This is a genomic window from Microterricola gilva, from assembly GCF_004217495.1.
Taxonomy (GTDB): Bacteria; Actinomycetota; Actinomycetes; order Actinomycetales; family Microbacteriaceae; genus Microterricola; species Microterricola gilva.
In genome coordinates this window covers 2,997,751-3,017,357 of sequence record NZ_SHLC01000001.1, presented here as the reverse complement: position 1 = coordinate 3,017,357, position 19,607 = coordinate 2,997,751, and the positions used below count along the sequence as shown (strand labels likewise).

The following is a 19,607-nucleotide window of genomic DNA, read 5'->3' as shown; positions in this document are numbered from 1 at the left end:
CGGGAGGGCGCGAGGGGTGGCCACTGTCGGCGGTGCAGAGTAGAACTGTGGCATGACTGACAATGACGTGATCACGCGCTGGGTCGAGGGATACGAGCGCGCCTGGAAGAGCAACGACCCCGCAGACATCCGTGCGATCTTCACCGAGGATGCCGAGTACCGCACCCGCCCGCACCGCCAGCCGTGGCGCGGGCACGACGAGATCGTCGCGAAGTGGATCGAGAACGGCGACGGCCCGGATGACGTCACCTTCGAGTGGGAGCCGGTGCTGGTCAGCGCCGAAACCGCCGTGGTCCGGGGCAAGACCGACTACGTCGACGACAGCATCTACCACAACCTCTGGGTGGTGCAGCTGGCGCCGGACGGTCGGGCCACCTCCTTCACCGAGTGGTGGATGGAGGAGCCGAAGGGTGGGGAGCCGGCGTCCGAGTGACGGGCGCAGGAGCGCGCGACAGTTTCGTGCTCGGCGATTCGGGCTTGGCAGTTTTTGTATGAACAGTGTCATTTCTGCCAGCGCGCGGCGGTGCGCGGGAGCGGCATGATGGGGAGGTGACTTCGACCACCGTGCCCACAGCTTCCGCCTCCCGCGTGGAGACGGGTGCGCCGCCGGTCGTCGAGCACCGTGGCTCACTCGGTCTCGTGCGCGGCACTGCGCTCTACATCGCGGCCGTGCTCGGAACCGGAATCCTCGTGTTGCCCGGGCTCACGGCATCCGTCGCCGGGCCCGGCTCGATCCTCGCCGTCGCCGCGGTGTTCCTGCTCTCCATTCCGCTGGCCGGCACCTTCGCGGCGCTCGCCGCACGCTACCCCGACCCGGGCGGCGTCGCCAGCTACGTGCGCCGGGCGCTCGGCAACACCCCGGCGCGCATCGCCGGCTACTGGTTCTACTTCGGGGTCTGCGTCGGCGGCCCCGTCGTCGGTGTGCTCGGCGCCGAGTACATCGTGGCGGTGCTCGGCATCGATCACTCCGCCGTCGGCATCGTCGGCCTCGCGATCTTGGTGCCGCCGTTCGTCGCCAACCTGTTCGGCCTGCGCGTCTCCGGCACCGTGCAGCTCGGCCTCACCGTGCTGCTCCTCGCCGTCGTCATCGGCGTCGTTGCCGTGTCGTTCCCGGCCGCGGATCCCGCCAACTTCCAGCCCTTCCTGCCGCACGGCCTCGCCGGAGTCGGCGCGGCGATCAGCCTCTTCCTCTGGGCCTTCGCGGGCTGGGAGGTCGGCACCCACATCGCCGGCGAGTTCGCGAACCCGCGCAAGGTGATCCCGTGGGCGACGGGCATCGCCGTGGTCGTCGTCGGCGTCGCTTACCTGTTGCTGCAGATCGTCACCGTCGCAGTTCTCGGGCCGGATGCCGGCAACGGCCCCGTCCCGCTGATCAACCTCGTGTCGGCCGTTGCCCCCGGCATCGGGCCCGTGGCAGTCGCCATCGTCGCCGGTGTCGTCGTGCTCGGTGTCATCAACGTCTACCTCGGTGCGTTCGGCAAACTCGGCGCCTCCCTCGGCCGGGACGGCGACCTTCCGCGCTGGCTGGCCAAGGGCGTCGAAGACGGAGCCGTTCCGCGCCGGGCGCTCAGCGTGACCGCCGTGCTCATCGCGATCTACTACGCGTTGATGGCGGCGAACGGCTTCGACCTGACCGCGTTCATCCTCGTGCACACCAGCTGCATGGCGGCGATCTACGCATTCGGCATGATCGCGGCCGTCAAGATCCTCGACCGCTGGAGCATCGGCTGGTGGATGGCGATCGTGTCGAGCGTGCTCACCATCGGGCTGCTCGTGCTGGCCGGCCCGAACCTGGTGATTCCGGCGGTGCTGGCTCTCGCGGCCATCGTCGTCGCACTCGTCAAACGCCGCCGCGCCCGCCAGGTTTCGACAAGCTCAACCAGCGGGGCCCCGTTGACTGAGCCTGCGGCCCCGCCGATTGAGCCTGTCCGTCCGTTGATTGAGCCTGTCGAAATCACCCCCACCGCAACACCCTTGGAGAGCAGATGACCGAGTACCGCGCTAGTTTCGACGCCGTCGTCACCTTCGTCAACGGGGGAGACCTCGTCGCCCACGGTTTCCGGCTCGATCTGCCGTCTGGCGAGGTGTCGAAGCAGCGCCTGGCGGAGCTGTTCGTGCGCCACCTCGGGCTCACCCTCGTCGAGAACGTCACCCTGACAAACATCGAGACCGTGCGGGAACAGCACAAGGGCAGCCGTGGCATCCCCTTCGCCGACATGCTCAGCGAGGCGCTCGAGGGCAGCGCGCTTGCCGACAGCCTGGCCGAGCAGGGCGCAACGGATGCCGGCACAACCGGCTCGGCCCGGGCCGGCCGCCTCGTCGACCTCAGCCACCCCATCCGTGCCGGCCTCGTCACCTATCCCGGCCTGCCCGCGCCCGTGATCACCCCGCACCTGACTCGGGAGGACTCCCGTAACAAGTACGCGCCGGGCACCGAGTTCGCCCTCGACGTCATCACCATGATCGGCAACACCGGCACCTACCTCGACAGCCCGTTCCACCGCTACGAGGGTGGCGTCGACCTGGCCGGGCTCACGCTCGACACCCTCGTCGACCTACCCGCCGAGGTCTTCCACCTCACGGATGCCGGCAGCCGCGGCATCCCGGCCGAGGTGTTCTTCGACCGCGCACTCGCGGGCTCGGCCGTGATGCTGCACACTGGCTGGGACCGCCACTTCGGCAACCCCGAGTATGCGCTCGGCGCGCCATACCTCACGGAGGCTGGCGCCAGGCACCTCGTGGAGCAGGGCGTCGCGCTCGTCGGCATCGACTCGCTCAACATCGACGACGTCGAGCCGGAATCGGGCGGGGCACGCCCGGCGCACTCGCTGCTGCTCGAGGCCGGCATCCACGTGGTCGAGCACCTCACCGGCCTCGGCGAACTGCCGGCGCGCGGTGCGCGCGTCACCGCGGTGCCGCCGAAGGTGGAAGGCTTCGGCACGTTCCCGGTGCGCGCCTTCGCGACGCTGCCCGAGTAGCGGAATCGTCGGGACGTCGCTGAGCGCACGCAAAGCTTCAGCCGCCAGAATGGGGCTGCGCTGCATTCGACGCGACCGCCGAGCACCCGGAGAACCATGACCGTTCCCACTCCCGCACCCGCCGGGCGGGTCGACGGCGCCCCGGTTCCCGCCCCGCGGCAGGCGCAACGCGGCGTCACGACGGGCGAGCTCGCACGCCTCGTCGGAATCGACTTCGCCCGCTTCCTCGCGATCGTCGGCATGATGTGCGCGCACCTGTTGCTGCAGCCGGGAATGCCGGGGCACCAGGCCTGGGTCAGCGCCCTCGTCGACGGCAACGCCTCGACACTCTTCGCCGTGATCGGCGGCATCAGCGTCATCCTCGCCACCCGCCGCTACCTCGAGGCCGGCGCCTACGCAGCGGCCGCCTGGGCCATGGCCGCACGCGGCGTTGTGGTCATCGTGCTCGGCGCGACTCTCGCGATGCTGCCGGTCAGCGTCGTCATCGTGCTCGTGTACTTCGGCGTCGCGATGCTCTGCACCATCCCATTCCTCCGGATGCCGGTGCGCTGGCTCCTCGTCAGCGCCGCACTGATCGCGCTCGTTGGTCCGTTCGTCACCACCGCGGTCCGCGGCTCGCTCAACGTCACAGCGGAGGCGGGTGGCCTGCCCTGGACCGACCTCGCCGACCCCGCGCTGGCTGTGCGCGCGGTGTTCGTGACCGGAACGTATCCCGTCATCACTTGGTTGGTCTACCTGCTGGTTGGCATGGCGCTCGCCCGGCTGTTGCTGGCCGCTCGGCGTGACGAGCAGACGGAGCGACGGTTCATCGTCCGCAGCGGGGTGACCGGAATCGTGCTCACCGTCGTGAGTCTCGGCGCGTCCCGCCTGATCTTCGAGCTGTGGGGGCGCGCGGCCATCACCGCCGCAACACCGAGAATCGATCCGGCCCTGCTCGAGGAGCTGGTCGGGGAGTCCGGATACGGCGCCCCCGTGTCCGGGGACTGGTGGTGGCTGCTCGGAGCGGCCCCGCACACGGGCACGCTCTTCGACGTGCTCCGCGGCATCGGGGTCGCGCTCATCGTGATCGCGCTCATGCTCGCCTTCGCCCGGTGGGCGCCGCGCTGGCTGCTCGGAGCGCTGCGCCCGGTATCGGCTGCGGGTGCGGCGCCGCTCACCATATATACGGTGCACGTGCTGGGTGTCGCGGTGACCACGAGCATCGTGATGCTGCTCGACCCGGTCTCGTTCACGGAGCTGCCGTGGTGGTACCTGGGCTGGCAGATCCTCGCCGTGCACGTCGCGGTGGTGCTCGTGATCGGTGCGGTGCTGGCGGTGCTGGGCAGGCGCGGTCCGCTCGAGGTATTCGTCAGCGCGGTCGCAACGTGGGCCGCCCGCGTCGGGTCGCGCGAAAACTGGAGCAAGCACATGCGCAGGATGCCGCCGGCCGCAGGCGCTGAACAGTAGCAACCGCGCCGTCGAGGGAGACCGATCGCGCGACTGGGAACATCTAGAGTGGGGTCACCCCCTCCCCGGATCGGCCCGCGACCCCCTCGCGACGTTGCTGGGGCCGAGCCGCGATGGAGCGTGCGAGAACATGATCGATCCCCGGCGACTCCTCGTTCTCCGCGCCTTCGTGCTCTCGGAATCGGTCACCGCCACAGCCGCTGCCATGCATCTCACGCCGTCAGCAGTGTCGCAGCAGCTCGCCGCACTTGAACGTGAAGTCGGCCAGGCGCTCGTGGTCCGCACGGGGCGAAAGCTCGCTCTCACTCCCGCCGGGCGCATCCTGTCCGAGCATGCAGAAGAGATCAACTCGCGCCTGAAGATCGCCGAGGCCGAGCTCGCGGCACACTCCGGCGGCGTGCTCGGGCAGCTCCGCATCGCCGCGTTTCCGACGGCGATCAGCTGGGTCGTCGCGCCCGCCATCGTCGAGCTGCGCCGCAACGCGCCCGGCATCGACGTGAAGGTCATCGACGCGGAAGCCCACATGAGCCACAGGATGCTGATGCGCGGCGACGTCGACGTGACGGTCAGCCTCGAGTACCAGTCTGACCCGGAGCGGGACTCGCCCGACATCATGAAGTTCCCGCTGTACATCGAACGCTTCAAGGCGGTGCTGCCGCACAGTCACCCGCTCGCGGGATCGGCGGACGGCATCGAGCTGACCCAGCTCACTGGGGACGGCTGGATCATGCCCTCACCCGGAAACCCATGCCGGGCGATGGTCCTGCAGGCGTGCGCCGAAGTCGGCTTCCACCCGCCGATCACCCACGTCTCCGACGACTACCGCGCCGCCGTGGCGCTCGTCGCCGCCGAGGCGGGAATCTGCCTGGTGCCGGAGTCTGCGCTCGCGGCGACGGATGCCGAATGGGTGAGCATCCTGCCGACGCGCGGCATCGCGCCGCTCCGCAAGGTCACCATGACGACGCGGCGCGACAACCAGGGCCACCCCGTCGTCCGTGCCGGACTCGACGCGATGCGCGCCGTGCTCGCCGAGCCCGACTCGGAGATCCACGGTCCGCTCGCGCGGTCCGACACGTTCAGCGTGGAGTGACCGTCCCTACGGCCGGTGCGTTCTCGCGGAGGAACGCGTCGACGTGGCGATGGTACTCGTCCGGCTTGTCACGCCGGATGCAGTGGTGAGCGCCCTCAATCACGACGATGTCGAAGCCGGGGGCCACGGCCATCAGCCGCTCCCGCGAGTGCTTGTCGACGATGACGTCGCCGCTGCCGGTGATGAGCAGGGCAGGCACGCCGGCCGGCCCGACCGTGATCTGCCGCGCCGTCGGCGTCCAGATGCGCCGCTTCTCGTGGAGGCGCCGCTCCATGAAGTCGGTGTCGACGGCCTTCATCGCCTCCGCAAGCGGGCGCAGCTCGGACTCGGCCCAGTGCGGGTTCTGTGCGCGCTGCATCTCGACGAGCTCGTCGACCGTCGCCGTGTCGCGAAAGTCGAATGGGTCCGGGGTGGTCTGCTCAACGCTGAGCCAGGGGTTCGGCCCGTCTTCCGGAACCCACCACGGCGGATCCTCCAGCACGACGCCGGCGATGAGGTGCGGAGCGTCCGCCGCGACGAACGCGGCGATGCGGGCGCCCATCGAGTGCCCGACGATGATCGTCTTCCGCCCGCTCGATGCGAGCAGGTCCTCGAGAATGTCGATGGCATCCTGCACCATCACGTCCGTTGACGGCACGTTGTCGTGCTCGGGCAGCCGACTCGGTGAATCACCGTGCCCCCGCGCGTCGGGCGCGACGATGCAGTAGTCATCACCCCAGCGGGCGACGGCATTTGCGTAGCAGGCGCCGGACTCGACGGCTCCGTGCAGGATCAGAATGGCGGGCGCATCGCGTGCGGGCCGGCCGTACTCTCGGACGAACAGATCGGTTGCCACGTGTTCTCTTTCAGTCTCGTGCCGCGCGGGCTTCCGGCCCGGCCACGGCGTCGCGGTCGTTCGGTGAGTCATGCTGAGGATTGTCGCACGCGGCATCGGCCCCGTCATCCGTCGGCGCGGCCAGCGGTGGGATCTCCGCCTCCGGCGTCGCCTCGACGAGGGAGCGCGTGTACGGGTGTTTCGGGGCCAGGAAGATCTCGTCGGATGCCCCCGTCTCCACGATGCGGCCGAGATTCATGACGGCGACGCGGTCGCTGTAGAGACGGATCACGGCGAGGTCATGGCTGACGTGCAGGAAGGAGATCCCGTGGTCGCGCTGCAAATCGGCGAGCAGGTTGAGGATCTGGGCGCGTACGGACACGTCGAGGGCCGACGTGGGCTCGTCGGCGATGATGAGCTCAGGCTTGAGGGCCAGTGCTCGGGCGACGGCGACACGCTGCAACTGGCCGCCGGACGCCTCGTGCGGGTAGCGCTGCAGGTAGTCCGCGCCGAGCCCGACGGAGTCGAGCAGGGCGACGAGCTCGGCGGTCGACGTCGTCTCGCCATGGGCGCGGAACACGTTCTCGAGCGTCTGCCGCACGGTTTGCCGGGGGTTCAGCGACGCGAGCGGATCCTGGAACACCATGCCGACGTTGCGCCGCAGCCGGCGGAGGCCCGCCCCGCTGAGACGGCCGACATCCCGCCCGTCCGTCAGCACGGTGCCGGAGCTCGCGCGGACGAGCCCGTTCACCATGCGGGCAAGCGTCGACTTGCCCGAGCCGGATTCGCCGACGAGACCAAGCGATTCGCCGCGCTCGATACGGAGGCTGACGCCGTCGACGGCGAGCACCGTCTTCCGCTTCGCGCCGAACGCCCCGCCGCTGCGGTAACTCTTCGTCACGTCCGTCATCTCGACGATGGCCGCGCTCATCGGGCGATCTCCTGCATCTCGGGCAGGCGAGCGAGGTGGCAGGCCGCGCGGTGCACGCCGCCGGATTCGCTCGCCGTTCGGAATCCGGGCAGCGGCAGCTCGACGGTGCACCGGCCGTCGAGCTGCCCGGAGAACGCGCACCGGGGCGCGAAGGCGCACCCAGGTCCGGCATCCCGGAGCGAGGTCGGCACGCCGGGGATCGCCTGTAGCCGCTTCCGCTCGCCTCCGGCATCCAGGCGCGGAGTGGCCGCGCGGAGCCCGGCCGTGTAGGGGTGCGCCGGACGGTCGAAGATGTCCCGGAGGCTGCCGTACTCGGCTTCCCGCCCGGCGTAGAGCACGAGCACATCGTCGGCCGCTCGCGCGACGACGCCGAAGTCATGGCTGATGAGCAACATCGCCATCCCCATCTCATCTTGGAGTTCGCGCAGCAGATCGAGGATCTGCGCCTGCACCGTCACATCGAGCGCCGTCGTCGGTTCGTCCGCGATGAGCAGCGCCGGCCGATTGACGAGTGCCATCGCAATCACCGCCCGCTGCCGCATACCGCCGGAGAACTCATGCGGGAAGCGTTTCGCGGCACCGCGCGGATCCGGGATGCGCACGCGCTCGAGCATCTCCACGGCGCGTTCGAACGCGTCGCGACGCGAGACGGACGCGTCGTGCAGGCGGACAGCCTGCACGATCTGCGCCCCGACGCTGAGGTAGGGGCTGAGCGCAGAGAGGGCATCCTGGAACACCATGGCGACATCGGCGCCGCGCACCCGGCGCAGCGCATTCTCGTCGGCGGTCAGCATCTCGCGCCCCGCGACGACGATGCTTCCGCGCGTGCTCGCCCCTGGCGGCAACAAGCGCATGATCGCGCGCCCCGTGATCGTCTTGCCCGAGCCGGACTCGCCGACGACCGCGAGCGTGCGGCCACGGTCGAGGTCGACCGAGAGGCCACGGACGACGTCGACGTCGCCGCCGCCGCTGGCGAAGGAGACGGAGAGTTCGTTGATCTGGAGTACGGGCTCAGGCACGGCGGATCCTCGGGTCGAGAAGCGGCATCAGCAGGTCGGCGACGAGGTTGCCGATGATGATGAGGAAGGCGGAGAACAGCGTGACCCCGACGACGAGACTGAGATCGGATTCGTTCACACCGGAGAGCAGCAGATCGCCGAGGCCGTGCAGGCTGAACACTCGCTCCGCGATGACGGAGCCTCCGAGCAGCGCGGCGACATCGAGCGCGAACATCGCGACGACGGGGATCATCACCCCGCGGAGGGCGTGGGCGTTGATCCGGGATGGGGCGGCACCGCGGGCGGTCATGGCGACGAGGTGCTCGGAGGAGAGCTCGCCGAGCAGTTGCGTGCGTGTGACCCGGATGTAGCCGGCCGCCAGGATGAACGAGAGCACCATCCACGGGCCGATCAGGTGCCACAGCCATTCGCTCGGATTCTCCGACAGCGGCACGAACCCCGAGTACGGGAGCATGTTCAGTGTGAAGCCGAAGAACTGCACGACGAGCAGGCCGACGAGGAACGTCGGCACGGACAGCCCGAGCATGGCGAAGCCGGTGGAGAAGCGGTCGAGGACGCCGCCCTTGCGGATCGCGGACAGTGCGCCGAGGCCGAGGCCCACGACGAGGCAGAGGATCGCAGCGCCGATTGTCAGCGAGAGTGTGACGGGCAGGCGCTCGACGATGAGGGTCGTCACATCGCTCTGGTTGGGGAATGAGTAGCCGAAGCACGGTGCGGCGCAGTGCACGGCCTGGGATCCGGAGCCGTAGCTGCGCCCGACGAACAGTCCCTTCACGAACTCGATGTACTGCCAGACGATGCCGTGATCGGTCTGCATGTATGCGCGCACCTTCGCGAGCGTGTCTGGCGCGCACGGCTTGCCGCACATCGCGCGCGCCGGATCCTTGGATGCGCCGAAGAACAACGCGATCGTGAAGAAGGCGATCGAGAGCAGCACGAAGATCGCGGTGAACAGTCGGCGGATGATGTAGGTGGTCATGCGGCGTCCTCCGTGCGCACGTCCAGGACGTCGCGCAGCGCATCCCCGGCGAGCGTCGCGCCGAAGACGATGCAGAACACGACGGCTCCCGGAAAGAACATGTACCAGACATCCGCGCCGCTGTAGATCCAGGGCAGGGAGTCGGCGAGAAGTTTGCCGAGGTCGGGCACGTCGCCGCGCAGGCCGACGCCGAGGAAAGACAGGCCGGCGACGGTGCTGACGTTGGCTGGCAGTGCCATCGCGAAGAGCACGACGACGAGGCTGAACAGGTGGGGGAGCATCTCGCGGCGGATGATCTGCCACGGCGGTGCGCCCGTCGCCCTGGCGGCCTCGACGAACGCGCGGGCGTTGATCGCGCCTGCCTGGGCGCCGATGATGCGGGCCGGCACGATCCAGCCGAAGAATGCGAGGACGAGCACGAGCAGTAGTTCGCGCGGGAACTCGGGCGGAACGATCACCATGATCGCGATGACGAACATGAGCCCGGGGAACCCGAACATGAAGTCGATGACGCGCCCGGCTGCGGCGTTCAGGAAGCCGCCGAAGTAGCCCATCGCCGTGCCGAGGATCGCCGCGAACACGATCGCGATGATGCTCGCGCCGAAGGCGATGAACAGGGACGAGCGGATGCCGAAGACGATCTGCGCGAACAGGTCGACGCCGGTTACCGGCACCACACCGAGCCAGTGCTCGGCGCTGACGCCGCCGAGCGGGCCGAGTGGGCGACCGCCGTTCGGGTCAAGCAGTTCCGTGTGGAACGTGTACGGATCCTGGCCCTCCAACGCCGTGAGCAGGGGCGCACACAATCCAGCGACGAGTGGGACCGCGAGCATGATCAGCCCGATCACGCCGGAGCGCTTCCGGGTGAAGCGGCGGAAGACCGACGGACGCCGGCCCTCCGCACGCTTCGTGTCAACGAGTGACGACACCGACGACCAGCTCGTTCGCGAACGGCGGGTAGGAGGGGATGAAGTAGTTGACGATGTTTGATCCGGCGAGTCCCTGCGTGCGCTGCACGAGGATCGGCACGATCGGGGCATCCTCCATGATCTGCTTGTCGATCGCGGCCCACATCTCGGCGGCCTTGTCGAGGTCGGGTTCCGAGATGGCGGCGTCGATCGCCGCGTCGACCTCTGGGTTCGAGTACTGCGAGGCGTTGCCGCCGCCGTTGCCGATCTCGCTCGACGCGAACAGAGGCTGGATGGTGCTCATGCCGCTCGGGAAGTCGGCGCCCCAGCCGCTCGTGGTGAGGTCGTAGTCGCCGCCGGCGGTGGAGACGAGCTCGAACCAGCTATCGGAGTCGAGGCCGTTGAGTTCGATGGTGATGCCGACCTTGGCAAGCGCGTTCTTGATGCTCTTCGCCTCCTTCTCCTCGATGTCGCTGATGTCGGCGGCGTAGGCCAGGTTCAGCGTGAGGTTCTCGGCCCCGGCCTCCTTGAGGAGCGCCTTGGCCTTCTCGACGTCGCCCGTCGGGCCGCCGTCGTAGAGGTCGAACGGGGTGTATCCCGGGATGCCGGGCGTCATGATGTTCGACGTGATGGTGCCGCCGAACTTCGGTCCGCCGTAGACGCTTTGCAGTTCGCTCTTGTTGATGGCGTAGTTGATCGCCTGGCGGACCTTGAGGTCGGCTAGGGCGGGCCGGGTCACGTTCATGGCGATGTAGCGGAAGTAGCCGGAGTCGCTGTTGGCCAGGCGGGATTCCACCGACGGGTCCGACTCGATCCGCTGGAACTGGGCGGGGGAGAGCAGCGCATTGCTGATCGCGTTCTTGTCGTCGCCCTTGTCGTCGATGAGTCGCTGCACGATCGTGTCGTTGTTGAGACCCATGTCGAGGATGATCTTGTCCGGTCCGGCGAAGCGGGCCTGGTCGGACTCGGCCTTCCAGTATGGGTTCCTCTCGAAGACCGCTTGCGCGCCCTTCGTGAAGCTCGTGATCTGGTAAGGCCCGCTCGCGACGGGGTGCTCGCTGTAGGTTTCCGGGTTGGTGTCGGCCGCGGCCGGGACGGGCGCAAATGCGGGCATGCTGACGATCCACGGCCAGTTGCCGAACGGACGGTTCAGGTGGAAGACGAGCGTCTGATCGTCGACGACCTCGATCGAGTCGAGCTCCTGGCCGTCGTAGGGTCCGTCATACTCCGTGCCGCCCTCGAGCAGCGTCTTGTGGTAACCGAGTCCGCCCTGGAACATCGGTGCGAATGAGCGCTCGACGCCGTACTTGACGTCCTGCGCCGTGATCGGCGTGCCGTCGGAGAACGTGAGATCGTCCTGGAGTGTGAAGGTCCACGTCATGCCGCCGTCATCCGTCTTGCCGGTATCGGTGGCGAGGTCCGGCACCAGCACGGTGTCCTTGTCTGGGAAGGTCTGCCAGGAAGTCAGCCCACGGTGCACCCAGCGAAGGCGGCTCGTCGGAACCATCTGGGCGCTCGCGGTCTCGAACGATTCGTTCGCGCGCCTGGAGAGGTAGTGCAGCGTGCCGCCGCTCGGAACGGAGTCGAGCGCGGTCGCGCTCCCGCTCGTCGCTTCGCCGCTCGGCTGCGAGTTCGCATTGCAGCCGGACATGACGAGGACCGCGGCGAGCGCGACTCCTCCGAACAACAATTTCCGTGAACGATTCGCCATTGATCGCGCTTCCTGTGAGGCGGGTCCCCATGGGGTGAGCCCGCAGCTTGGTCTCAGGAATGCATTCTGTTGGCGCGGCGATCACCACGTCCATCGAGCAAATCTGCACGCGACCGTGAAGAAAATCTTCACGATTGTTTGGGGAGGCCAGCGGCAGCGGTGCCGCTCTGTGGCTCGCACATCCGATATGACCGGCTGAGATCCCCGGAATTCCGGGCCTCTCGCCGCGTCGACGCATCGAGGAGACGACACATCACGGCGGCCATCATTGCACCCTTTTCGAAAAGCCCCAAGCGTTACTGCATGAACGCATCAGGCGACGGGTGGACCGAGCGCGCCCAGACTCGCTCAACAGACGCCCGCCTCGCTGTGCGCCGCCAACTCGCCAACGCTGAGCGCGCGATCGGCATGTCTTTTTCACGGGCCGACACGATGTCCAGTCCTGCCGTCGCCGCCGCGCTTGATCTCAAGCACGGTTGAGGTCCTAGGCTCGAAGACGTGCCATTCCGCGAGACAGACCCCACCGAGCCCCATGACCCGTCGACACCGAACCCGGCCGTGGAGAGCGTAGTGGCGGCGACGGCCGCAACGCCCGCGACGCACTCGGCGCCGGCATCCGCGCGAATCGACGCCCCGACGCGCCCCGCGAGTGTGCTCAGCCCGGAGTATCGCTGGATCAGCATCGGCATGTGCGTACTTATTCTTCTTGCGGCATTTGAGTCGCTCGCCGTGACCACGGTCATGCCGTTGATTGCCACCGAGCTCGACGGCCTCTCGCTCTACGCGCTCGCCTTCGCCGGCCCGCTCGCGGTGAGCGTGGTCGGCATGGTGCTCGCGGGCAACTGGGCCGACCGGCGCGGGCCGAAGGCGCCGCTCTACGCCTCCGTCGCGCTGTTCGCCATCGGGCTCGTGCTCGCTGGCACCGCGACGAGCATGGAGGTGCTCGTCGCCGGACGCCTCATTCACGGCCTCGGCGGCGGCGGGCTCACCGTTGCGCTCTACGTGATCGTGGCGCGCGTCTACCCGCACGCCCTGCAGCCGCGCATCTTCGCCGGCTTCTCGGCGGCCTGGGTCGTGCCCTCCCTCGTCGGACCTTTCGTCGCCGGGGTCGTCGCCGATGCGGCCAGCTGGCACTGGGTGTTCCTCGGCGTCGTCGCGCTGGTGATCCCGGCGTTGGCGATGGTCGTGCCCGCGCTCCGCGGCATGATCCATGAAGCGGATGCCGACGCACCCGTCGCCCCCTGGAACATCGCCCGCATTCTCTGGGCTGTGCTGGCCGCCGCCGCCGTGCTCGTGCTGAACCTCAGCGCGGAGGCCGCCGGCTGGGTGCTCTGGACGCTGCCAGTGCTCGCCGTCGTCGTGCTCGCGATCGCGCTGCGCCCGCTGCTCCCAGTCGGCGCCCTCCGCGCGGCCGCCGGCCTGCCCGCCACCGTGCTCGTGCGCGGCCTCATCGCCGGCGCCTTCTTCGGTGCCCAGGTGTACGTCCCCCTCATCCTCACCGAACGCTACGAGCTCACCGCCTCGATGGCCGGCCTCGCGCTCACCCTCGGCGGCCTCGCCTGGGCCGTGACCGCGCAGATCCAGGGCCGCTACGCCGAGCGGCTCTCGCACGCCCGTTGCCTCCGGATCGGGCTGACCCTGCTCGGCGCCTCCCTCGCGATCACGGTCACCGCCGTCACGCTTGCACTGCCCGCGCTCGTGCTGATCGTGGCGTGGGGCTTCGCCGGCGCCGGCATGGGAATCATGTACCCGCGCACCTCGGTGATGACGCTGCAGTCCTCGAGCGAGGCCGATCAGGGCTTCAACAGCTCGGCGATCGCGATCTCCGACGGCATCGGCGCAGCCATCGCCATCGCGCTGGCCGGAATCGTGTTCGTGCTGCTCTCGCCGTTCGGCGGTGTGGTGCCGTTTGTTGGCTGCTTCGCCCTGGCGGGCGGCTTCTGGCTGGTCGCCGTGCTCGTGAGCAGGCGCGCAGCCGTCACGGCGCCGCTCGGCTGAGACGGGCGGCCCGACGTGCGCCAGTTCCCGGCCCGCGAGAATTGCAGGGGCCCGTGGTATTTCCCGGGCCCGCGCGAATAGTGCGGGCCACGGGAGTGCACGGCATCCGCCGACCGCGCCGACCGGGCCACGGGAGTGCACGGCATCCGCCGACCGCGCCGACCGGGCCACGGGAGTGCACGGCATCCGCCGACCGCGCCGACCAAGCCGCCGACCAGGCAGACTAAGCCGCCAGCCGCGCCGATCACCTCCCGCCGACCACCTCCCGTAGGGCCGCGCCCGCGTCCTGACGCGGATGTGCCTGTCACACGCGCCGATGTGACAGGAACACGCGCGGATGTGACAGGAACACATGTGACAGTCACAAAGCTGCGCGGGGTGCATAATTGACGTGCGCGATCGCATGTGAACGTACACATCGAGTGCAGACATCGCAGGTTCTTACATCGCAGAGACGGGATGACCGTGACAGACGAAGGCAGCCGGGGGCGGGCTCCGAGTATTCGCGATGTCGCGCGATTGGCGGGAGTCTCCCACCAGACGGTGTCGCGGGTGTTGAACCATCACCCGAGCATCCGGCCGGAGACGAAGGCGCGCGTGCTCGCCGTCATGGACGAGCTGCAGTACCGGCCGAACCGCGCGGCCAGGGCGCTGGTCACCAGCCGCTCGCGCACGATCGGGGTGCTGTCGGCATCCAGTTCGCAGTACGGCCCGGCCAGCAGCATCGCCGCGATCGAGGTCGCCGCCCGCGCGCAGGGGTACTACATCAACACGGCGAACATCGTCAGCGCCGACCGTGAAGCCATCACCGGCGCGATCGAACACCTCATGGCACAGGCGGTCGAGGGCATCGTCGTCATCGCCCCCCAGGTGCGCGTCTTCGACATCCTGGGCGAGTTCGCCATCGACGTGCCGCTGGTCACCCTGCAGTCCAGCGGGCGCTTCGACGGGAACACCCTCGCCGTCGACCAGATCACCGGCGCCCGGCTGGCGACCCGGCACCTGATCGAGCTCGGCCACCGCCACATTTACCACCTCGCCGGCCCGCAGGACTGGATCGAGGCCGAGGCGCGGATGACCGGATTCCTGCGGGAGATGTCGGACAGCGAGGTGTCAACGACCGCGCCGATCCTGGGGGACTGGACGGCCGACTTCGGCTACTACGCCGGGCGCGAGCTGCTCAGCGTGCGCGACTTCACCGCGATCTTCTCCTCGAACGACCAGATGGCGCTCGGGCTCATGCACGCGGTGCGCGATGCGGGGCTCGACGTTCCGCGCGACGTCAGCATCGTGGGCTTCGACGACATCCCGGAGGCCGCGCACTTCGCCCCGCCCCTCACCACCGTGCGGCAGGACTTCGCCGAGCTCGGCCGGCGCTGCGTCGAACGCCTGATCACCGACATCGGCCGCCGCTCGGGCGCGCACAGCGATAAGACCGCGGATGCCGCGGCGCCCCTCGCCGCCGACACCGAATCGGTCGCGGAAACCGAGGTCGCCGGCAGCCGTCTGCTCGTGCCGGAGCTCATCGTGCGCGCGTCGACGGGCCTGCCCGCGTTCTGACCCTCGCCGGCGCGCTGGGCGCATGCTCCGTGCCCCCTCCGTGCGGCCTCCGCGCGCCCGGTGAGCGCGCTGAGAGCGCGATCACCCCCGGAATCACGCGGATCGCGCGACCGTTACCGATCTGAGACATGAGGGATTTGACAATCGGATCACCGATGCGGCTAACATGAGGACACTCGATGTGACCGTTCACATTGAGTGTCACATCCGGCGCTCAGTCGCCAGGAGCGAAATGCCAAGACGCACTCGGTGTGTCGACAAAGGAGTCGAGAAACGTGAAGCAGCATTCGATGCAGACAGGCCTGGCGGCACTCGCCGGCGCCGCCGCATCCGCGTCTCGACGCAGCACAGGCGGCGACTCCACCCGCAACGGCGACGGCCTCACCGGAGCCCGCTCGTGAGCGGCTACGGACCCACGATTGAGGTGGCGATCGCCCGCCTGCGCACCGAGGTCGCCCAGCTGCACTCGGAGCTCACCCGCAACGGTCTCGTCGTCTGGACCGGCGGCAACGTCTCCGCCCGGGTGTCGGGTGCCGACCTCTTCGTCATCAAGCCGTCCGGCGTCTCCTACGACGAGCTCGGTCCGGAGAACATGATCCTCTGCGACCTCGACGGCGCCGTCATCGGTGACACCCCAGGCAGCGACAGGGCACCGTCGAGCGACACCGCCGCACATGCATACGTCTATCGGAATATGCCAGAGGTCGGCGGCGTCGTGCACACCCACTCGCCGTATGCGACGGCCTGGGCCGCCCGCGGCGAGGCGATCCCGTGTGTGCTCACCGCCATGGCCGACGAGTTCGGCGGCCCGATCCCGATCGGCCCGTTCGCGATCATCGGCGACGATTCGATCGGCCGGGGCATCGTGCAGACGCTCACCGGTCACCGTTCCCGCGCCGTGCTGATGCAGAACCACGGCCCGTTCACGATCGGCAAGGACGCCCGTGACGCGGTCAAGGCGGCCGTCATGGTCGAGGACGCCGCGCGCACGGTGCACCTGGCCCGCCAGGGCGGTGCCGTGATCGAGATCCCCCAACCCGCGATCGACGCGCTCTTCGATCGCTACCAGAACGTCTACGGTCAGGCCGGCAGCGCCCGCCCGCCGAAGGCTCCGCGCGGCGCGCGGAAGCCATCCACGACTCCACCACCCGCGCGGCGCCCCGGCGCCGCCGGTGCGAAGGCGAGCAGCAGCTAGCCGACGCACCGCCCCAGACATCGAAGGCGCGACAGCTGCGCTGCCGATCCGGATCCCGGCTCTCATGGACGAAGCCGAATCCGGTTTGCACCACCCGACAATGATGTCCATGTCACAACGAAAGGAAACACAGTGAAGACGAAGAAGGTCCTTCTCACGATGTTCACGGCCGGCGCCATGCTGGCACTCGCTGCTTGCTCCGGCACCTCCGGCGACACCGCCGGCGGCGAGGGTGGCGGCGACGGCGGCCTCATCGGCGTTGCGATGCCGACCAAGAGCTCCGAGCGCTGGATCCAGGACGGCGACGCCGTCAAGGAGCAGCTCGAGGCCCAGGGCTTCAAGGTCGACCTGCAGTACGCAGAAGACGACATCCCCACCCAGGTCTCGCAGATCGAGAACATGATCACCAAGGGCGCAGAGGCCCTGATCATCGCGTCGATCGACGGCACGACGCTGACCAGCGTCCTCGAAGAGGCCGCAGCGAACGACATCCCCGTCATCGCCTACGACCGCCTGATCCGCGACTCGGAGAACGTCGACTACTACGCGTCGTTCGACAACTACATCGTCGGCCAGCAGCAGGCATGGTCGGTCCTCAACGGACTCGGCCTCGTCGAGCTCGACGGCACCCCGATCGACGGCGCCCCCGCCGGCCCGTTCAACATCGAGCTCTTCGCCGGCTCGCCCGATGACAACAACGCCACGTTCTTCTGGCAGGGTGCCATCGACGAGCTCCAGCCCTTCATTGACGCCGGCACCCTCGTCGTCAAGAGCGGCCAGACCGAGTTCGAGCAGGCCGCCATCCTCCGCTGGGACGGCGAAGTCGCCCAGAAGCGCATGGAGAACCTGCTGACGTCGACCTACTCCGACGGCTCCAAGGTCAACGGCGTTCTCTCTCCCTACGACGGCCTGTCGCGCGGCATCATCTCCGCTCTGACGGATGCCGGCTACACGGTTGGCGCCGAGTGGCCGATCATCTCCGGCCAGGACGCCGAGCTCGACTCGGTCAAGGCAATCAACTCGGGCGAGCAGTTCGCCACCATCTTCAAGGACACCCGCCAGCTGGCAGAGGTCGCCGTCACGATGGCGTCCGCCATCCTGAACGGTGAAGAGGTCGAGGTCAACAACACGACCGACTACGACAACGGCAAGATCACCGTCCCGTCGTACCTGCTGCCCTCGCAGATCGTTGTCAAGGACAACATCAACGAGGTCCTGGTCGACAGCGGTTACTGGACCGAAGACGAGATCAAGGGCTAGTCAGCCGCGATCCATCGCACTGGGCGGCCGGTGGGGGTACTACGGTATCCCCACCGGCACTCCCACTGCGGCATCCGCTCGTCACCAGGCAGCGGACCAGACTGCGCCAGGCAGAACAAGCAAAGAAGTAGGAAGTCGAATGAGGAAGGCACACTCGTGACCACCAACATTCTGGAGATGCGCGGCATCACCAAGACGTTCCCCGGGGTCAAAGCACTCTCCAATGTCACGCTCTCGGCCGAGCGCGGCGAGGTGCTGGCCATCTGCGGCGAGAACGGCGCGGGCAAGTCCACGCTCATGAAGGTGCTGAGTGGCGTCTACCCGCACGGCAGCTACACCGGCGACATCGTCTTCGAAGACGAGATCGTCGAGTTCAAGGACATCACGGACAGCGAAGCCAAGGGCATCGTCATCATCCACCAGGAGCTGGCCCTCAGCCCCTACCTCTCCATTGCGGAGAACATCTTCCTCAACAACGAGTTGACGAACAAGGCCGGCCTGATCGACTGGAACCGCACCAACCACGAGGCGCAGAAGCTGCTCGCCCGCGTTGGGCTCAGCGACAACCCGACCACTCGCATCATGGACATCGGCGTCGGCAAGCAGCAGCTGGTGGAGATCGCGAAGGCGCTCTCCAAGCGTGTCAAGCTGCTCATCCTCGATGAGCCGACGGCCGCCCTCAACGACGAGGACTCCAACCACCTGCTCAACCTGATCCTGCACCTCAAGGGCCAAGGCATCACGTCGATCATCATCAGTCACAAGCTGAACGAGATCAAGAAGATCGCCGACTCGGTCACCGTCATCCGCGACGGCAAGACGATCGAGACGATCGCCAAGACGGATGTCACTGAAGAACGCATCATCAAGGACATGGTCGGCCGCGACCTCGAGAGCCGCTACCCCGACCACACGCCGAACATCGGCGAGGAGCTGCTGCGCGTCGAGGACTGGACGGCGCACCACCCGCAGGACCAGAACCGCGTCGTCGTCGACAACGTGAGCCTCAACGTGCACGCAGGTGAGATCGTCGGAATCGCCGGCCTCATGGGCGCCGGGCGCACCGAGTTCGCGATGAGCCTGTTCGGTCGCAGCTACGGCACCAAGATCTCCGGCCGCGTGTTCAAGCGCGGCAAGGAGATCAAGACGCGCACCGTCGCGGAGGCGATCGAGAACGGCATCGCCTACGCCACGGAGGACCGTAAGACCTACGGCCTGAACCTGATCGAAGACATCAAGCGCAACATCTCGATGGCCTCGCTCGGGAAGCTCGAGAAGTTTGGCCTCGTTCACGACAACGAGGAGTACCGCGTCGCCAACGACTTCCGCAAGAGCATGAACATCAAGGCCCCGTCGGTACTCGTGAAGACCGGCAAGCTCTCCGGCGGAAACCAGCAGAAGGTCGTGCTGTCGAAGTGGATCTACTCCGACCCCGACGTGCTCATCCTCGATGAGCCCACCCGCGGCATCGACGTCGGCGCCAAGTACGAGATCTACGCGATCATCAACAAGCTCGCGGCCGAGGGCAAGGGCATCATCGTGATCTCCTCCGAACTGCCAGAGCTGCTCGGCATCTCGGATCGCGTCTACGCGATCTCTGAGGGCCGCATCACCGGCGAGGTTCCCATCGCGGAAGCCACACCGGAATCCGTCCTCAAACTCATGACCATGGAAAAGCCCCGCTAGCGTCGGCGCTCGGGAATCTCAAGGAGACACTC

The 19,607-nt window shown here is 68.0% G+C and carries 18 protein-coding genes; 12 read left to right on the top strand and 6 right to left on the bottom strand.

Going from position 1 to position 19,607, the window contains the following annotated elements:
* Nucleotides 1-52: 52 nt before the first annotated feature.
* From EV379_RS13990 to EV379_RS13970, 5 genes are all read left to right on the top strand, one after another.
* Nucleotides 53-433: a nuclear transport factor 2 family protein gene (locus EV379_RS13990; protein WP_130506678.1), complete on the top strand. Its 381-nt coding sequence runs from the start codon at nucleotides 53-55 to the stop codon at nucleotides 431-433.
* 116 nt (nucleotides 434-549) lie between these two features.
* A complete protein-coding gene (locus EV379_RS13985; protein WP_242616388.1) occupies nucleotides 550-1,989 on the top strand; it encodes an APC family permease in 1,440 nt (479 codons plus the stop codon).
* The gene (locus EV379_RS13980; protein WP_130506677.1) at nucleotides 1,986-2,978 is read left to right on the top strand and encodes a cyclase family protein; all 993 of its coding nucleotides are present in this window, start codon (nucleotides 1,986-1,988) and stop codon (nucleotides 2,976-2,978) included. Before EV379_RS13985 ends, EV379_RS13980 begins: the two co-directional genes overlap by 4 nt.
* A 96-nt stretch (nucleotides 2,979-3,074) precedes the next feature.
* Nucleotides 3,075-4,424 carry a heparan-alpha-glucosaminide N-acetyltransferase domain-containing protein gene (locus EV379_RS13975; protein ID WP_130506676.1) on the top strand — a complete coding sequence of 450 codons (1,350 nt, stop codon included), beginning with the start codon at nucleotides 3,075-3,077 and terminating at the stop codon, nucleotides 4,422-4,424.
* A gap of 130 nt (nucleotides 4,425-4,554) precedes the next feature.
* Nucleotides 4,555-5,514: a LysR family transcriptional regulator gene (locus EV379_RS13970; protein ID WP_130506675.1), complete on the top strand. Its 960-nt coding sequence runs from the start codon at nucleotides 4,555-4,557 to the stop codon at nucleotides 5,512-5,514.
* On the opposite strand, the gene EV379_RS13965 is transcribed toward EV379_RS13970, so the two are convergent.
* From EV379_RS13965 to EV379_RS13940, 6 genes are read right to left on the bottom strand one after another with little or no spacing between them, the layout of a single operon-like run.
* Nucleotides 5,501-6,349: an alpha/beta fold hydrolase gene (locus EV379_RS13965; RefSeq protein WP_165397376.1), complete on the bottom strand. Its 849-nt coding sequence runs from the start codon at nucleotides 6,347-6,349 to the stop codon at nucleotides 5,501-5,503. The two genes, EV379_RS13970 and EV379_RS13965, sit on opposite strands and share 14 nt — an antisense overlap.
* Before the next feature lie 10 nt (nucleotides 6,350-6,359).
* Nucleotides 6,360-7,259 carry an ATP-binding cassette domain-containing protein gene (locus EV379_RS13960; protein ID WP_130506673.1) on the bottom strand — a complete coding sequence of 300 codons (900 nt, stop codon included), beginning with the start codon at nucleotides 7,257-7,259 and terminating at the stop codon, nucleotides 6,360-6,362.
* Nucleotides 7,256-8,278: an ABC transporter ATP-binding protein gene (locus EV379_RS13955; protein ID WP_130506672.1), complete on the bottom strand. Its 1,023-nt coding sequence runs from the start codon at nucleotides 8,276-8,278 to the stop codon at nucleotides 7,256-7,258. Before EV379_RS13955 ends, EV379_RS13960 begins: the two co-directional genes overlap by 4 nt.
* Nucleotides 8,271-9,257: an ABC transporter permease gene (locus EV379_RS13950; RefSeq protein WP_130506671.1), complete on the bottom strand. Its 987-nt coding sequence runs from the start codon at nucleotides 9,255-9,257 to the stop codon at nucleotides 8,271-8,273. The genes EV379_RS13955 and EV379_RS13950 overlap by 8 nt, the downstream gene beginning before the upstream one ends.
* Nucleotides 9,254-10,186: an ABC transporter permease gene (locus tag EV379_RS13945; RefSeq protein WP_165397375.1), complete on the bottom strand. Its 933-nt coding sequence runs from the start codon at nucleotides 10,184-10,186 to the stop codon at nucleotides 9,254-9,256. Before EV379_RS13945 ends, EV379_RS13950 begins: the two co-directional genes overlap by 4 nt.
* Entirely contained in the window at nucleotides 10,170-11,876 is a 1,707-nt protein-coding gene (locus tag EV379_RS13940; protein WP_130506669.1) for an ABC transporter substrate-binding protein, read from the bottom strand. Before EV379_RS13940 ends, EV379_RS13945 begins: the two co-directional genes overlap by 17 nt.
* Nucleotides 11,877-12,179: 303 nt before the next feature.
* Between EV379_RS13940 and EV379_RS17260 the strand changes: the two genes are divergently transcribed.
* From EV379_RS17260 to mmsA, 7 genes are all read left to right on the top strand, one after another.
* The gene (locus EV379_RS17260; RefSeq protein WP_165397374.1) at nucleotides 12,180-12,356 is read left to right on the top strand and encodes a hypothetical protein; all 177 of its coding nucleotides are present in this window, start codon (nucleotides 12,180-12,182) and stop codon (nucleotides 12,354-12,356) included.
* Between the two features lie 144 nt (nucleotides 12,357-12,500).
* Complete coding sequence (locus EV379_RS13935; RefSeq protein WP_423203265.1) at nucleotides 12,501-13,874, top strand: MFS transporter; 1,374 nt, start codon at nucleotides 12,501-12,503, stop codon at nucleotides 13,872-13,874.
* Nucleotides 13,875-14,333: 459 nt separating this feature from the next.
* A complete protein-coding gene (locus EV379_RS13930; protein ID WP_130506668.1) occupies nucleotides 14,334-15,434 on the top strand; it encodes a LacI family DNA-binding transcriptional regulator in 1,101 nt (366 codons plus the stop codon).
* A 275-nt stretch (nucleotides 15,435-15,709) separates the two neighbouring features.
* On the top strand, nucleotides 15,710-15,835 hold the full coding sequence (locus EV379_RS17530) for a hypothetical protein (RefSeq protein ID WP_278044039.1): 126 nt from the start codon (nucleotides 15,710-15,712) through the stop codon (nucleotides 15,833-15,835).
* Entirely contained in the window at nucleotides 15,832-16,629 is a 798-nt protein-coding gene (locus EV379_RS13925) for an L-ribulose-5-phosphate 4-epimerase (RefSeq protein ID WP_130506667.1), read from the top strand. Before EV379_RS17530 ends, EV379_RS13925 begins: the two co-directional genes overlap by 4 nt.
* 159 nt (nucleotides 16,630-16,788) lie before the next feature.
* On the top strand, nucleotides 16,789-17,889 hold the full coding sequence (gene chvE / locus EV379_RS13920; RefSeq protein ID WP_207226345.1) for a multiple monosaccharide ABC transporter substrate-binding protein: 1,101 nt from the start codon (nucleotides 16,789-16,791) through the stop codon (nucleotides 17,887-17,889).
* A gap of 156 nt (nucleotides 17,890-18,045) precedes the next feature.
* Nucleotides 18,046-19,575, top strand: a complete 1,530-nt coding sequence (gene mmsA / locus EV379_RS13915) for a multiple monosaccharide ABC transporter ATP-binding protein (RefSeq protein WP_130506665.1) — start codon at nucleotides 18,046-18,048, stop codon at nucleotides 19,573-19,575.
* The last annotated feature ends 32 nt before the right edge of the window (nucleotides 19,576-19,607 follow it).